The sequence below is a fragment of the Planctomyces sp. SH-PL14 genome (assembly GCF_001610835.1).
GTDB lineage: Bacteria > Planctomycetota > Planctomycetia > Planctomycetales > Planctomycetaceae > Planctomyces_A.
Genome location: NZ_CP011270.1, coordinates 5081101 through 5096435, shown reverse-complemented (window position 1 = coordinate 5096435; position 15335 = coordinate 5081101). Strand labels below are relative to the sequence as shown.

The 15335-nt window shown below is 64.7% G+C and carries 10 protein-coding genes; 8 read left to right on the top strand and 2 right to left on the bottom strand.

All coding sequences use genetic code 11. From position 1 onward, the window contains the following. Positions 1–1456 precede the first annotated feature (1456 nt). On the bottom strand, positions 1457–2995 hold the full coding sequence (locus tag VT03_RS19450) for a serine/threonine protein kinase (RefSeq protein WP_075094523.1): 1539 nt from the start codon (positions 2993–2995) through the stop codon (positions 1457–1459). A gap of 429 nt (positions 2996–3424) precedes the next feature. Here VT03_RS19450 and VT03_RS19445 point away from each other — a divergent pair, with 429 nt between their 5' ends. The 8 genes from VT03_RS19445 (at position 3425) to VT03_RS19410 (ending at position 13776) form a co-directional block, all read left to right on the top strand. Then, the gene (locus VT03_RS19445) at positions 3425–3910 is read left to right on the top strand and encodes a host attachment protein (RefSeq protein ID WP_075094522.1); all 486 of its coding nucleotides are present in this window, start codon (positions 3425–3427) and stop codon (positions 3908–3910) included. Between the two features lie 155 nt (positions 3911–4065). After that, positions 4066–4791, top strand: a complete 726-nt coding sequence (locus VT03_RS19440; protein ID WP_075094521.1) for a TrmH family RNA methyltransferase — start codon at positions 4066–4068, stop codon at positions 4789–4791. Between the two features lie 303 nt (positions 4792–5094). After that, positions 5095–6729 carry an OprO/OprP family phosphate-selective porin gene (locus VT03_RS19435; protein WP_082846356.1) on the top strand — a complete coding sequence of 545 codons (1635 nt, stop codon included), beginning with the start codon at positions 5095–5097 and terminating at the stop codon, positions 6727–6729. 533 nt (positions 6730–7262) lie between these two features. Continuing rightward, a complete protein-coding gene (gene hpnC / locus VT03_RS19430) occupies positions 7263–8174 on the top strand; it encodes a squalene synthase HpnC (protein ID WP_075094519.1) in 912 nt (303 codons plus the stop codon). Positions 8175–8384: 210 nt separating this feature from the next. Beyond that, positions 8385–8960 carry a guanylate kinase gene (gene gmk, locus VT03_RS19425; protein ID WP_156514621.1) on the top strand — a complete coding sequence of 192 codons (576 nt, stop codon included), beginning with the start codon at positions 8385–8387 and terminating at the stop codon, positions 8958–8960. A gap of 122 nt (positions 8961–9082) precedes the next feature. After that, on the top strand, positions 9083–9349 hold the full coding sequence (locus VT03_RS19420) for a DNA-directed RNA polymerase subunit omega (protein WP_075094518.1): 267 nt from the start codon (positions 9083–9085) through the stop codon (positions 9347–9349). Between the two features lie 637 nt (positions 9350–9986). After that, a complete protein-coding gene (cysC, locus tag VT03_RS19415; RefSeq protein WP_075094517.1) occupies positions 9987–10649 on the top strand; it encodes an adenylyl-sulfate kinase in 663 nt (220 codons plus the stop codon). Between the two features lie 541 nt (positions 10650–11190). Continuing rightward, positions 11191–13776 carry an inverse autotransporter beta domain-containing protein gene (locus VT03_RS19410; RefSeq protein ID WP_075094516.1) on the top strand — a complete coding sequence of 862 codons (2586 nt, stop codon included), beginning with the start codon at positions 11191–11193 and terminating at the stop codon, positions 13774–13776. Positions 13777–14123: 347 nt separating this feature from the next. Here VT03_RS19410 and VT03_RS19405 read toward each other — a convergent pair whose 3' ends face one another. Next, positions 14124–15263 carry a hypothetical protein gene (locus VT03_RS19405; protein WP_075094515.1) on the bottom strand — a complete coding sequence of 380 codons (1140 nt, stop codon included), beginning with the start codon at positions 15261–15263 and terminating at the stop codon, positions 14124–14126. Between the last annotated feature and the right edge of the window lie 72 nt (positions 15264–15335).

The following is a 15335-nucleotide window of genomic DNA, read 5'->3' as shown; positions in this document are numbered from 1 at the left end:
CGTTACAGAAAATGTGGGCCGCACGGAAAGGGAACCATTTTTCAGAGACCGAGAGCGCGATGACGGAGTGAGACTTTCAGAGTGAGAACCGAAGCGTCGCCACAACGCGTTGTCGCCTCAAGACTTTCTTTGAACAGCCTCTCTCAGAGGGTTAACGGCGTTGCTGTTGGCGCAGGCCCACAAGCTGATGGATGAAGTCAACTTCATCCTGAAGGAGATGGAGTCAGCGCTCCAGTCCCGCGAAGGAGCGAAATTGGCCAAGCGGGCCTAGGAACTCGTCAAGCTAAAGCCTGACCACCCACGGGCTCGTCAGGTGCTAGAGCTAATCAAGAAACATGGCCCCGAGAGAGCCCTGCAGTTGCTTGCAGAGAATTCACCTGTCCCGAGCCTCGGGTGACCCCCAAGCGGGCACATGTCAGTTGTGACGGAATCCTGTTTTGTACCTATCAGCGCGAGCCCGCTCCAGACGACCCGCAAGAGAGCCGGATGGTGTGACGACAGATGCGGGTGGCGTGCGTCTCCTGGCAGGACGAGGCAGGGCATTGGCACAAACGACCGACCAGGAGCCGAGTGTTGAGGGCGGTTCAAAATGGTGGCGGCGGGCGGGGATCGGGGCGCTCGAATCTGACAGCGCACAGTTGTGCATTTCAGGAACGCTGAAGGATGGAGGCGCCAGCCTTCGTCCTGTCCGTCGTCCCCGAGGTGCCCAGAAGTGCGATCCGATATGGAGTTCTGGAAAGAGGTCCGTCAGCAGGTCCTGACCGGCCAATTGTTCCTCCGACCGCGCCCAGAATTGCGCCCGATCATTCCCGCAATAATAGTCCGAACCCCCATTGTTTGAGTGGGCTGTGGCCGAATCCTGCCGGGCCATGAGAACCAGTGCACTTGGTATTCGGAGAGCTTCCGATGGTGTTCTGTATCCACGAAGATATCCGTTCTCCGTATCTCCGCGTTGTATCCAACCTCAGATGCCGTAAGATGTTCTTGGGTAATTTGTTGCGACTGATCAACGCATCGAGCCGCATCTTCGGGGAACGCCAACGGCGTGAGACAACCTAGCCTGGGGCAACGCCCCAGGTACGGGGACGGTGCTGGAGCCCAAGCCCTGTAGGGGCGCAACAACGAACAGGATTGTTGCGCCCCTACAGGGCTTGTCGCTTGATTTGCGCCGCGAACCTGGGGCGTTGGCCCCAGGCTAGGCTGTTAGACGCCTTCAGCGTCACGGAGCGCACGTTGAGGACGCCCTCAACCCCGCACCGTTTGCTCCGCAATCACCACGGGTTGGTGAGGGGGCATACAGCACGGCGTCCGCGCTTGGACACACCTTCCTTCAGACATCTCTCGACGGCCAGGCCTCCGGCGGGCAAAGGGCCCAAGAACACAACCTAGGCCCCCTCTGCACTCCCCACCAGGGTGCCCCTGGACCCGGTTTAAAGAGGCTTTCCGGTCGCTGTCGCTACAGCACGTCCGGCAGCTCATCCATCAGCGGAATGTCGTCCTGCGGTTTCGGCGGAGGAGCCGGGGCCGCCTTCGGAGGAGCGGCCTTCGCCGGGACGGGAGCCGGTTGGGCCGCCGCAGGAGCCGCGGGACGCGGAGGAGCGCCGGGGACCGGCATTCCGGCCGGCATCGGCATCCCCCCGGGCATCTGTCCTCCCGGCATACCGGGCATCGGAGCGCCAGGCATCGGCATCCCGGGCATCGCGCCCGGCATGCCCCCGGGAACAGGCATTCCACCCGGACCGGGCATCCCGGGCATTCCCGGGAACGGCATCCCCGGGAAGCCCATGCCGGGCATTCCTCCGGGAGGCATCCCCGGCATCATTCCGGGCATCGGCATCGGATAGCCGGGCGGGTATCCGGGCATCCCGTAGCCAAAGTTCGGCGGCGGAGCCTGCGGCGCGGGAGAGGCCGCCGCCGGAGCGGGAGCCGGCGCCGACCCGCCGCCCGTCTTGGCGACGTGCCGCTCGATCTCGGCCTTCTTCTTCTGCGAGGCTTCCAGCTTCTCCTTGGCCGCCTTCGCCACCAGGGCCCGCTCTTCCGGAGTCCGGCCGGCATCGACGCGGCTGTCGAGACGGACGTCGAGCGACTGCGCCTGCTTCTCGCTCGCCGCCTGGGCCTTCGTCCGGTGGTACTTTTCGGGATCCTCCTTGAAGAACGGCATCGACCGGATCGTGGTGAACAGCTCGTTCATGTTCTGCGGCCGGTCCTTCGGCTTCTTGGCCAGCATCTTCATCACGAGCTGGTCCATCTCCGGCGACACGTTCGGGTTGTAGCCGGCCGGATGCTCGGGGATGTCGCGGACGTGCATCATCAAGAGGTCGTTCGGGTTCTTGCTGACGAACGGCGGACGCCCGGTCAGGATCTCATAGAACAGGACCCCCATGCTGTAGATCTCGGACGGGATCCCCGGCAGCTGCCGCTCGACGAGTTCCGGAGCGATGTAGGTCCGGGTTCCCTGAATGACGACCCGGCTCTTGGCGGTCATCATCTTCGCCAGTCCCGAAGGGATCTTCGACGAGAGCGAAAAGTCGATCAGCCGGATCTCTCCCGAGCGGTTGACGAGGATGTTCTCCGGCTTGATGTCGCGATGCAGCCACCCCTTGTCGTGAACCAGGGTCAGCGCGCTCGCCAGCCCTTCGGCAATCTTCTTCATCCGGGCCTGCGCGCCCGCCAGGTCGCCGCGGATCATCTGCTTGAGGTTGCTGGCGCGGAAATGCTCCATCAGGAAGTAGGCATGGTCGCGGCTGACGTTGACGTCCAGCACGCGAATGATGTTCGGATGCTCGAAGAGCTTGGCGGTGTTGGCCTCGGTCTTGATCTCGGCCCGCTGCTCCTTGTCCTGGAACGCCTCCGGCAGGAGGAGCTTCATGGCGTAGGGCTGCTGCGTCGCCAGGTGCCGGACTTCCCAGACCTGCGAGATCCCGCCGGTGGCGATGACGTTGACCAGCTGGTACTGGTCGATCTGTCGTTCATTTTCCGGCTGCTTATCGGCCATCGAGATACCGTGAGTGACATCCAGGTGACGGGCGCTGGGCACTGCGCGACGCGCTGTGCGGGACGTGGACCTCCACTATATCCCCGGATTCCAGCGAATGTCAGTGGCCGCTCGTTCTCTGGAGCGCGGAACGCAAACCGTGACATTCCGGCAAACTTCCGAAGAATTCTCTGGCCCGGAGCATCCCTGCGCGGAGAATGACGTGGTTGCGCGTTCTCAAGTCATGACGTTCCGGGATTCGGAATCATGGTTTATCGCTTCTGCGATTCGGGTTCCTGCTTGAACCTCGAATGGTCCCTTGAACCGGGTGGGGATCGGGCATCCTGGCAATTTCTGTCATGGCCAATCAGGTAAGGGCGGTTTGACACCGCCGGGCACCCTGGTTGCTCCCTATGCGCAAGTTCATTTCTCGGAAAATGGAGGTGTCCAATGAGTTTTCGTCGCGAACCACGCCGCAATCCCGTTGCCTGGATCGTTGCCGCCGACCGCGCCCTGGCGAAGATTTACGCCGCCAACTGGCCCGCGCTCGACGGTTTCCAGCTCATCGAAACTCTCGACAACCCGGAAGGGCAAATGATGGGTCGAGAGCTCAACGCGGACGGGGCGGGGCGCGAACGAGCTTCCTTCGGGCCGGCCCATTCGTTCGTCTGGCCGACGGACCACAGACACGCGACCGCGCAGAAGTTCGCGGATGAGATCGTCACGCGTCTGGAACAGGGACGGAACGAGAACGAGTTCGGCCATCTGATCCTGCTCGCCCCGTCGCTGATGCTGGGCGAGCTGCGTAATCGTTTCAGTGGACCGCTGCAGAAGATCGTGGAACTCGATATCGACAAGACGATCGTGCAGCTCAAGGACAACGAGATCGCGGCCCACGCCCGCAAGGCGCTCGCCGCGACGGCGGCTGTTGTCTGAACCGTTGACGGCTGGCTGTCAGCGATCGGCTGCCGGCAATCCGCGGAATTGGCCCGAGCCGCCACGCGGCGGCTCGGCGTCTTCTCCTCTGGCTGACGGCTGAAAGCGGATCGCTCCAATCTGGCGAACGGGCTCGCGCGCGATACACTCGCCGCATGTCTCTGACCCTCAAGAATCCGCACAGCGTCCTAGCGATCCTGCAGACGCGCCCGGCCGACGTGCTGGAAGTCCGAACGAACACAAAGACCGCCAACGACGCCTGGAAGACGGTCGTCGATACCGCGTACGCCCACCGCATCCCGGTCCGGGCGCCGCTGGCTCCCGCCCGCGACGCCCGCTCCAAGGAGGCGGGCCGGATCGGCGGCAGCGAAGCGGTCGTCCGCGAGCGACAGGGAGCCGGGCTGCCGGAGCTGTTTGCCACCGACGCGACGCGCGGCCTGTGGATCGCCCTGGACCACATCCAGGATCCGCACAACGCCGGTGCGATTTTCCGCACCGCCGCGTTCTTTGGCGTAAAGGGGATCATCCTCACCAAGGACCAGTCGGTTCCGCTCACCGCGACCGTCTACGACGTCGCATCCGGGGGGCTGGAGTTCGTCCCCTTCGTCGTCCTGCCGAACATGGTCCGAGCCATCGAGGTGGCCAAGGAGAAGGGGTTGTGGGTTCTGGGGACGTCCGAGCACACCGAGCGGGATATCACCCAGGTCGACCGCGACCGCAAGTGGCTGATGGTCGTCGGCAATGAAGAGAGCGGCCTGCGGCGGCTCGTCGCGGAGCATTGCGACGAGATGTGCCGGCTGACCCCTCGCGGCACGCCGGGCGGGGTCACATCGCTCAACGTCTCCGCGGCGGCGGCGATCATGATTTCCGCACTGGCCTGATCTGTTTTGGCCTTGGCCTGAACGCGCGTCTGGGGTCGGATGATCGCCCGAAAGCTGGACGGCGACGTCGCGGCTGTCCCAGGACTGCAACCTCTCCAGCCGGAATCCGCCCCTTGCGGGAAATCCATGTCGCGGGGGTCCTGCCTGGCAAGGCTGGCAAGATGCGCCGGTTATGCCGCTGAGTCCGAACTTGCAGATTACAACGCGGTAACTGGCACGCAATCCCTCGGCCCCGTGCGACGATAGTTCTTTTGCTGGCGTGAGACAGGATGGCTCACAGGAACCGCCGACGGAGCAGGCAGCATGGCAGGAGTCTCGCCGTTTTCGACCTGGGCCCGACTCTCGAGTTGCGCCCGATGGGGCCGAATCGGCCTGTTGCTCGCCGCCTGCTGCGGCGGATCGGTGCTGGCTCAGGAGCCGGCCCCGGAGATCACGCAGGAGGTCGATCCGATCGACGACCTCCGCCGGCGAATCGAGCAGCTTGAAGCGGACAACCAGGAGCTCCGCAGCTCGATCCGGAACGAAGCGACCCAGCGGCTGCAGGCGATCGAAGCGGTGGAAGATCAGGGGTCCATGGAGACCTTCGCGGTGGAGCCGCCCGTCGAAGGGTCGTTCCTCGACGCGACCAACGCCGCCCAGCAGCAGCAGCTCTCGACCCTCGAGAAGGCGATCAAAGCGCTGACCGACAAGGGCAGCAAGAAGACCTATCCCAACGTCGTCGTCAACGGGGCTCTCCAGGCCGACACCGGGTTCTTCCACCAGGATGCCGCGAGCCTGGAGGAGTTCGGGCGGATCAAGAACGGGGCCGACATCCGCCGGGCCCGTCTCTCTGCCAAGGGGTCGGTCACTGAGCACACGAACTACCTCATGCAGGTGGACTTCGGGGCCTTCGGCCGTCCGACGATCACCGACATGTGGGTCGAGCAGACGGATGTCCCTCTTTTCGGCAACGTCCGCATCGGGCAGTGGAAGCAGCCGTTCAGTCTCGAAGTGGTCAGCAGCTACCGGTACACGACCTTCATGGAGCGTTCGCTCCTCTTCGTCCCCTTTACGCCGTTCCGCCACCTGGGGGTCGGGTTCTACGACCACTCGGAAGACCTGAGCATGACCTGGGCGGCCTCGGTGTTCGCCGCCGGCCAGGACCAGCTCGGCGGGTCGATCGCGACCGGAGGGGGAATCGGAACCGCCGAACGCGTCACGTTTCTCCCGCACTGGGAGTGCGAGGGGAAGGAGTATCTGCACCTGGGGGTGGGGCACTACTTCAGCGCTCCCAACGACAGCCGCATCGCCTTCCGGACAATCCCCGAGCTGTTCATCGGCCAGAACGCCACGACCGCCGCCGGCGGGACCAGCGGAGCGCCGGTGCCGACGGGACCGATCAACGGGACCCCTTTCTTTGCTCAGACCGCGACGATCATTGCGAGCTGCTACAACGTCCTGGGGTCCGAGCTGCTGTGGGTGGAAGGGCCGTTCTCGCTGCAGTCGGAAGGGATGTTGAACTTCGTCGATCAGGCGGGGGGACCGACGGCGGTTCTGCCGGGCGGGTATGTGCAGGCGGGTTACTTCCTGACGGGTGAGCATCGGCCGTACGACCGCAAGGCGGGGGCGATCGACCGGGTGATTCCGAAGACGAACCTGGCGTTCTGCGACACCTGCGGCAACCCGGGGATCGGGGCGTGGGAGCTTGCGGCGCGGGTCTCGTACCTCAATCTGAACAACGATCTGCTTCCCGCTTACCGCGGTGGCGAGGTGACGGACTTCACGGCGGGGATCAACTGGTTCTGGAACCCGTATACGAAGATCGTGTTCAACTATGTTCATTCGGTGGCGAACACGACGCCGAACACGTACACGATTGCGAATGCGCCGAACAATCCGGCGTTTTTCGGGAAGACGGGGACGGATCTCTTTGCGATGCGTTGCCAGGTCGATTTTTAGCCAGGGTCCCGCTGGACCGGGTGGCCGTCGCACGCTGGGATTGAGGTGGCGGAGTCCGTTCGGGCGGGGGCGGTGTTCGAGCTTTCGATGGAACGAGCAATCGCTGCTCATCGACCGGGTCCAGGGGCACCCTGGTGGGGAGTGCAGAGGGGCAACGCCCCTTTGCCCGCCGGAGGCCTGGCCGTCGAGAGATGTCTGAAAGAGTGAGTGTCCAAGCGCGGACATCGCGTCGTATGCCCCCTCACCGACCCGCGGGGAGTGCAACGCGAGTGTGGAGTCCTCAACGCGGGTCCCACAAAGGGGACGTCCGTTGCTTACCACGGTTCCTCATGGAAGTGCCTCCGGCGGCAAGGGGGTGAGACCCCCTTGACCCCGGCTGCCGTCGCACGTTGGGTTTGAGCTATCGGAGTCGTGCCGGCAAGGACGCGTTTGATGCGGCGGCGACTCGCGAATCTCGATAGCATGCCGCTCGCCTCGATCGGTGGCCCGGCCGCCGGTCCCCATCCCCTCGCTCCGCCCGGAACTTGTCCCCCGTGTCGCTCGCCGATCAAGCCGATGCCTGGCGACGCGGTGCCATCGCTCCCCTGACCCACGCCGAGGCCGAAGCCGCCGCGCGACAATTGGCGCTGGGACACTACGAGAACTTCCCGGTGGTCTCCTGGGCCCTCCCGCGCGACCTTCGACAACCGTTCTACAACGTCTACGCCTTCTGCCGCTGGGCGGACGACCTCGGAGACGACGCCGGCACCCCCGAACGGGCCCGCGAACTCCTCGGCTGGTGGCAACAGGAACTCGAAGCCTGCTACGCAGGCGAGCCACGGCACTGGGTCTTCATCGCCCTCCTCCCGACGATCCGCCGCTTCGACATCCCGATGACGCCGTTCGCGGACCTCATCTCCGCCTTCCAGCAGGACCAGCTCGTCACGGACTACGAGACGTTCCCCCAACTCCAGGACTACTGCCGCCGCAGCGCCGATCCGGTGGGCCGGATCGTCCTCCATCTGTGCGAGCGCGTGACGGACGAGAACGTCCGCTGGTCGGACTCCGTCTGCACCGGGCTGCAACTGGCGAACTTCTGGCAGGACGTCGCCCGCGACCTCGACATCCCGCGGATCTATCTGCCGCGCGAAGACCGCCTCCGCTTCGGCTACCCCGACGAAGACCTGCGGCAGCGCCGGACGACCCCCGCGTTCCTGGAACTGATGCGGTTCGAAGTCGACCGGGCCCAGGGTTTCCTGACCGAGGGGCTCCCGCTCGTCGACCGGATGCCGGGCCGGCTGAAGATCGACATCGACCTCTTCATCCAGGGGGGACTCCAGATCCTGCGGGAGATCGAGCGGATCGACTACCGGGTCTGGGAGACGCGGCCCAAGGTGACGAAAGGGATGGCCCTGCGGCTTCTGGCCAAGTCCGCTTTGAGACAGTGGACCGGCTTGGGGAGGTGAAACACCAAGACACAAAGGAGGCACCAAGGGCACGAAGGGGTTTGCCTGTCATTGGCACCGCGGTCTCCGGTCGTCCGCCTCCCTTCGCTCCTGGTGAACTTCGTGTCTTCGTGTTTCACTCCGCCCCGTCTCTCGCCGGTCGGTACGCCTCGGATTACACTCCAGCCGTTACGGTGTTTCTCTCTCCATCGCCGCACGCTGCTCTCCCCCGTGGAAACTTCCTGCCGCCTTGTCGTTCTGTCCGGCCCCAGCGGTAGCGGAAAGTCCACGATCATTCAGCGGCTGCTCAAGGAGGCCCCGGTTCCGCTGCGGATGTCGGTCTCGGCCACGACCCGGCCGCCCCGGCCCCAGGAAATCGATGGGATTCACTACCACTTCCTGACCCGCGAGCAGTTTGACAAGCGGCTCGCCAACCGGGAGTTCCTGGAGTGGGCGGAGGTCCACAAGAGCGGATACCTCTACGGGACGCTCAAGTCCGAGCTGACCCGGATCTGGACGGATGGCAAGTGGGCTCTGGTGGAGGTGGACGTCGAGGGGGCCCGGAGCATCATGCGGGAATACCCTGAGGCGGTCAGCATTTTCCTGACGGCGTCGTCGATGGCGGAGTTCGAGAGCCGGCTGCGGTCGCGGGGGACGGAGACGGAGGGGGTCATCCAGCGTCGGTTGCAGACGGCGGCAGAAGAACTTAAACTGGCGGATTCGTACCGCCACCGTGTCGTCAATGACGATCTGGATCGCGCGGTGCGTGAGATCTGCGACCTGCTGGGTGCCTGTGCGGCCCGGTGATCTCCCTCGGCGACGGGCGAGCGCAGACGACTGAGATTGGGGACCGTGGCAGCGAAGCCCGGGATCACGTTGACGACGCTGCAATCGCCCGGAGAGCGGGCCGCGGCGGGAGAAACACGCGAATGCTGGACGAACTGAAAGAAGAGAGCATCGTCAACAAGGTCGGGGGCCGCTTCAAGCTCTCGACTCTTATCCAGAAGCGCCTCGTGCAGCTCAACCGGGGGGCTCCGCCGCTCGTCGAAGAGATGACGAAGCCGGGGATGCACACCGTCATCCGTGAGATCCTCGAAGACAAGATCTTCCTGGACAACTCGAACAACGTCGTGATCGCTTCGGACGACGCTCCGGACATCCGCGACGACGGGGCTCCGAACCTCGACGACCTGTAAGATCGGGTCTCGTTGATTGAACACCGCGCCCTGCCCGGGACGACTGATCCGGGCAGGGCGTTTTCGTTTTTGCGGCGGGCAGATCCCGGTGTTTTGAACCACGTCCTTGCCGGCGCGGCTCTGTTACCTCAAACCCATCGTGCCACGGCAGCCGGGGTCAAGGGGGCAACCCCTTGCCGCCGGAGGCACTTCCATGAGGAACCGTGGCAAGCAACGGACGTCCGCTTTGTGGTGCCGGCGTCGAGGACTCACTACTCGTCCTGAAGACGCGGCTGGTTGGTGAGGGGGCATACGGCATGATGTCCGCGATTGGACACAGACTCCTTCAGACATCTCGCGACGGCCAGGCCTCCGGCGGGCAAAGGGGCGTTGCCCCCTTGCATCCCCCACCAGGGGCGAGCCCCTGGACCCCGGTTCACTTGCGCAATGGATCAAACCGCCCCACTACCAAACCGCTATCCAGCGAACGCACCCGGTTTGGTGGGCGGACGCCGCGCGGTCTTCCCCCTCGCCCAGGACTTCTCTAGCATTTCAACCGTTGCGAACGGATGTGAATTGTTTTGAACGCCAGTCCTTTGTTCGCGGGAGGCGTCCAGTTCCGGGCCAAGGCGTCCCGGCAGTCAGGAGAACGAGAGAGATGTCGGCTGGTCAATCGATGAACGTGACGTGGCATGAGCACAAGGTCGCCAGCGCGGACCGGAAGAAGCTCAACGGACAGAAGTCCTGCGTGATCTGGTTCACGGGGTTGAGCGCTTCGGGCAAGAGCACGATCGCCAACACGGTCGACCACAAGCTGTTTGCCCTCGGCAAGCGGACTTACATCCTGGATGGGGACAACATCCGGATGGGTCTGAACGCCGGTGGTCCGATGCTGAAGGAGCGTTACGGCGACGAGTTCGCGACGCGGTTCGGCCTCGGCTTCGGCGCGACGGACCGGGCTGAGAACATCCGCCGGATCGGCGAAGTGGCGAAGCTGTTCGCAGACGCCGGGATCATCACCCTGACCGCCTTCATCTCGCCGTACCGGATCGACCGGGACAACGTGCGGGCGCTGTTCAAGGACGGCGAGTTCATCGAAGTCCTGGTCAAGGCTTCGGTCGAGACGTGTGAGAAGCGCGATCCGAAGGGTCTGTATAAGAAGGCCCGTGCTGGCGAGATCAAGAACTTCACGGGGATCAGCGATCCTTATGAAGAGCCGCTGAAGCCGGAGCTGGTGCTGGATTCGGACAACAAGAACATTGATCAGCTGGCGGACGATGTGATCGCCTTCCTGAAGGGGAAGGGTTACCTGGACGCCTGATTGGTGTCGGGTGGTCTGCTGATTTGAGATCGCGCCCTTGTCGAAGCGATTCGACGAGGGCGTTTTCGTTGGCAGAACACCAACTTCGAGCCAGTCCAACCGGGGTCCAGGGGGCCACCCCTGGTGGGGGGTGCAGGGGGGCGAAGCCCACATGCCCGCCGGAGGCCTGGCCGTCGAGAGATATCTGAAGGAGCACGCGTCCAAGCGCGGACACGGCGTCGGATGCCCTCACGTCAACACACGGGGACGCCAAGGCGAACGGTGAGTCCTCGACGCCGGCACCACAAAGCGGACGTCCGTTGCTTACCGAGGTTCCTCATGGAAGTGCCTCCGGCGGCAAGGGGGCGTGGCCCCCTTGACCCCCACCCGACCTGCTCACTTTTGCCGCTTTCCTCCCACTTTCGCCTCAAGATCTACTGAATCGGCAAAGTCAACTTGGCCTGCCTAACCCGCAAGGTCGATAACCCGAATACGGCAACGAAGCCGACGGGACTGCGCCACCACGCACCCCGGACGTTCAGGGACGGAAGGTCACCATTTGATGGCCCGGCAACGGACAGCTCGGTTCGCCGCCACACTCGCGGCCCTCGCTGCGGTCATCACCGGACCGGCAGTTTCCGCCGCTCCACCCAAACGCGTCGCCCAGAACCCGGACAACGTCGCACCGGACGTCAGCGGCCTCGCCCCCGGCGAACAACCCAAAGAAGGCCCGACCACCCAGGTCGTCGACCCCTCGCCGTTCCTCGCCACCCCCAGCTTCGACGCCGCCCTCACCAATCCTCCGGCCGACACCGCACCAGCCCCCGATCCCAACGCCCCCGCGGCTTGGTCGTTCGACCAGTTCAACCCCTACGTCCAGCGCTTCGGCCTCGGTTACACGGGCGGCGACGGCGTCGGCTACAACGGCGGCTACGGGACGTTCGAGTGGATGACCCCCATCCACGGCGACAACGAATTCGACATCCTCTTCGGCGAAGCCCACGTCAACCTCCTCAATGACGCTACGGTCTCGTCGAACCTCGGCATCGCCTATCGCTGGTACGACCTCCCCCGGAACCGCATCTGGGGCGTCAACGGCTTCTGGGACTACCGCGACTCCGGACACAACGGCTTCAACCAGCTCGGCGCGGGGGTCGAGTCCCTCGGCCCGCTGATGGACTTCCGGGCCAACGCCTACATCCCCGATCTCGACCAGACCGTCGGCGTCCTGCCGGGCTTCTTCGTCGGCAACAGCCTGCTCATCAACCGCGAAGTCGCCATGACCGGCTTCGACGCCGAAGCGGGTCTGAGCGTCATCAACGAGGACCGCCTCCAGCTCAAGGTCTTCGGCGGCGGTTACTTCTTCGCCGGACACAAGGGAGCCCCCGACGCCTCCGGCTGGCGGGTCCGGGCCGAGGCGGACCTCGACCAGCAGTACAACGTCGACTTCCGCATCCAGGATGATGACGTCTTCGGCATGACGGCCAGCGTGGGGGTCACGATCCGCTTCCTCCACCGCTTCCTCCCGCCGGCGAAGCAGACTCCGGTCCCGATGGACCACAAGTTCTTCCGCCGCTACGGCGATGCCGAGGCCGGAACGATCTCGTCGCGGCTCAGCGAGCCGGTCGCCCGCCAGACGAACGTCGTCCTCAACCGCATCTCCGACATCGCCCGCGATCCGACGACCGGCCTCGCCTACAACTTCCTGCACGTCGTGAACGGCGGTGTGGGGACCGGAACGTTCGAGAACCCCTACGGCACGCTCACCGCCGCCCTGGCCGACGGCAACGCCGGCACGAGCATCATCTACACGCCGCAGGGGGGAACCTTCAACGAGAACATCGTCCTCGTGCCGGGGGCGACGGTCCTGGGGAACGGAATCACCGCCCAGTTCCTCCCGACGCAGTACGGAGCGGAGCAGCTCCCGTTCTCGCCGGGGACGCCGCCGCCATCGCTCACGGGCAACGTCACGATGGCCAACAACTCGCGGTTCTCGGGCTTCAACGTCACGGGGCAACTGCTGGCCAACGGCGTCTCGAACATCGAGGTCGACAACGCGACGTTCAGCTCCGTCGGCGATGCGATCACCCTCAATGGCGTGAACGGAGCCACGATCTCGAACATCACCGTGACGGCGGGAGGCGGCGGCAACGGAGCCACGATCACGGACAGCGACGCGGACTTTACGAACTTCAAGGTCGCGACCGGATCCGCCAACGGCGTCGTCATCAACAACGGAGCCAACGACCGGACGATCACCTTCACCGACCTGAACGTGCAGTCCGCGGGAACGCAGGGGCTGGACGTCAACGTGACCGGGGCCGGCGACCTGACCCTGACGCTCCAGAGCTCCGGCACAACGGGAGGGGGCAACACGATCTCCTCCTCCGGCAACGCGATCGACATCGTGAAGAGCGGAGCGGGCAACGCCATCGTTTCGCTGAACGACACGACCGTCGCCTCCACGACCGGCTCGGGGATCATCCTGGACGGCTCGGCGGGTGCGGGAACGCTCTATGTCACCTCGTTCAACGGCAACACGGTCGGCCGGGCGGTTGCCGGCGGCTTCCTGGCGAACGTGGTCACGTTCGATGCCGATCCGACGACCGCCGCCATCGATGCGGTGGCCGGCAGCCTGACGGTCGGCAGTTCGACGACCCTCACGAACGTCGTCGGGGACGGTGTGCGGCTGCTGAACACGACCGGGGCCCTGCAGTTCTCGACGCTCGACATTTTCAACTCGACGGGGACAGGGCTGCTGGTCGACACGACGGGTCTCGGGACAACGTTCAGCATCTCGTCGCAGTCGACGAGCACGATCAGCACGACGGCCGGAGCGGCGATGCAGCTCAACACTGTGAGTGTCGATCTGGCGTTCGATTCGATCCGGTCGGTCAACAGTCCGACGCGGGGGATCTTCCTGAACGCGGTTTCGGGGAGCATCGACAGCGGTACGACGACGATCAATGGAGCGAGCCCGCCGTCGATCCAGATTCAGAACACGCCGGCTCCGCTGACGGTGAGCCTGGGGACTACGGGCATTGCGAGCACGGTCAGCACGCTCTTCGGCGACAACATCGACATCCTGACGGGCAACGGCGGCAATCTGCAGTTGCAGTTTGACAGTCTGACGATCACCAAGCCGTAAGGTTGAACACCGTCCTTGCCGGCACAGCGTCTTTGCTCAAACCCAATGTGCCACGGCAGGTTGGGGTCAAGGGGGCCACGCCCCCTTGCCGCCGGAGGCACTTCCATGAGGACCCGTTGTAAGCAACGGACGTCCGCTTTGTGGAACCGGCGTTAAGACCTCGCCGTTCGCTCTGGAATCCCGGCGGATTGGTGAGGGGGCATCCGATACGTCGTCCGCGCTTGGACACGCAATCCTTCCGATGGTTTCCGACGAGACGGCCTCGGGCGGGCAAAGGGCCAAGAAAACAACACAGGCCCCTCTGCACTCCCCACCAGGGTCCCCCTGGACCCGGATGTTCAGGCACGTCACGGAACGGCCACATCACGCTCGTCAGGCACGCGCGAGAACACATAGCTGAATGCCCCCAGCAGCGTCCCCATCGGTACCTCGTGACACTGCTGACACGCCTTCGACGCACGAAGCGACCCCAGCATCTGGATCCGATGGGGCCCGTCTTCAGTGACCACATCCCGCTCCGTGACGAGCTGCAACAGCGCGGCCTGCTCGAAGTCCGTCAGGGCCCGCGTCGGAACCGCCGCCAGCCTCTCCATGTTCGGCAGCTCCCCGGATTCATAAACCCGCGGAGTCTCATGCTTGAGGAGGCTCACCAGCTGCAGCCGCGTGAGATTCCACGCCACAGCCCCCCGCGGTGACTCCACCCGCGGCTCCAATGGCCGGCGGAAGGCATGCGAGGCAAACCCGGCCACATGCTCGCGGTCCCTGACGTACCCGAACGCCGTCGGCCACAGGAAACTGTCCCGGGCCTCCACGTGCGCCCCCTGCAGCCGCTTCACATCCGGCACATCGGAAGGTCCGGCCAGCGGCTCGTACCTCAGGGTGTCGGGCGGCTCCGTAGGGAGCGGATCGGGTTCCGCAGGAAGCACCAGCTTGTCGGGCGTGAGCTCACCCATGCGGCTCACGCCGAACCCCTCCGTCTCGTCGAACCGGCGATGAACGCCTGCGTGAAACAGCCGCAGGATCGCGACCCGCTCGTTCCAGGGGGCCATCCGCTGATCCTGTTCCGTCATCGCCGCCGTAACGTCCGCGGTGAAGGGCTCTTTGGGTTCCGCAACCTGAGCCCGCGCCTCGTACTCCAGCCGCGGGGCCAGTGAGAGCAGCGGAAACCTGTCGGCCATGGGAGTTCGCGGTGCAGGATGCCGGGAGAACGCCGTCAGCCCGATGACAAGGAAGGCGGCCACCGCCCCCGCGAGAACCCGGCGCGACGCCGCCAGTTCGGACCGCAGCCCCAGCCCGACCATGGTCGCAAACGCCAGGAGCAGGAAAGCCAGCGGCCCGCGCCCCGCGGGCTGGATGAGAAGCCAGATCCCCGCGATGGCCGCCACCCCGGCCGAACATCGCGCTCCGGTCTTCCAGAAGCAGGGAATCAGGAGAACGATTGCGATCACCACCAGATTCATGACAGTCGCCCGATCGATGTCGAACATGAGCCCCTCCGGTCTGTCACCGGGAGGAGTACGCTTCGCGGTCTCGAAATGCGGGACAGATCGAGTCGATTT

Excerpts from the sequence above, each read along its gene's own strand:
- VT03_RS19450 (WP_075094523.1), bottom strand. The coding sequence starts at position 2,995 with ATGGCCGATAAGCAGCCGGAAAATGAACGACAGATCGACCAGTACCAG.
- VT03_RS19445 (WP_075094522.1), top strand. The coding sequence starts at position 3,425 with ATGAGTTTTCGTCGCGAACCACGCCGCAATCCCGTTGCCTGGATCGTT.
- VT03_RS19440 (WP_075094521.1), top strand. The coding sequence starts at position 4,066 with ATGTCTCTGACCCTCAAGAATCCGCACAGCGTCCTAGCGATCCTGCAG.
- VT03_RS19435 (WP_082846356.1), top strand. The coding sequence starts at position 5,095 with ATGGCAGGAGTCTCGCCGTTTTCGACCTGGGCCCGACTCTCGAGTTGC.
- VT03_RS19420 (WP_075094518.1), top strand. The coding sequence starts at position 9,083 with ATGCTGGACGAACTGAAAGAAGAGAGCATCGTCAACAAGGTCGGGGGC.
- cysC (WP_075094517.1), top strand. The coding sequence starts at position 9,987 with ATGTCGGCTGGTCAATCGATGAACGTGACGTGGCATGAGCACAAGGTC.
- VT03_RS19410 (WP_075094516.1), top strand. The coding sequence starts at position 11,191 with ATGGCCCGGCAACGGACAGCTCGGTTCGCCGCCACACTCGCGGCCCTC.
- VT03_RS19405 (WP_075094515.1), bottom strand. The coding sequence starts at position 15,263 with ATGTTCGACATCGATCGGGCGACTGTCATGAATCTGGTGGTGATCGCA.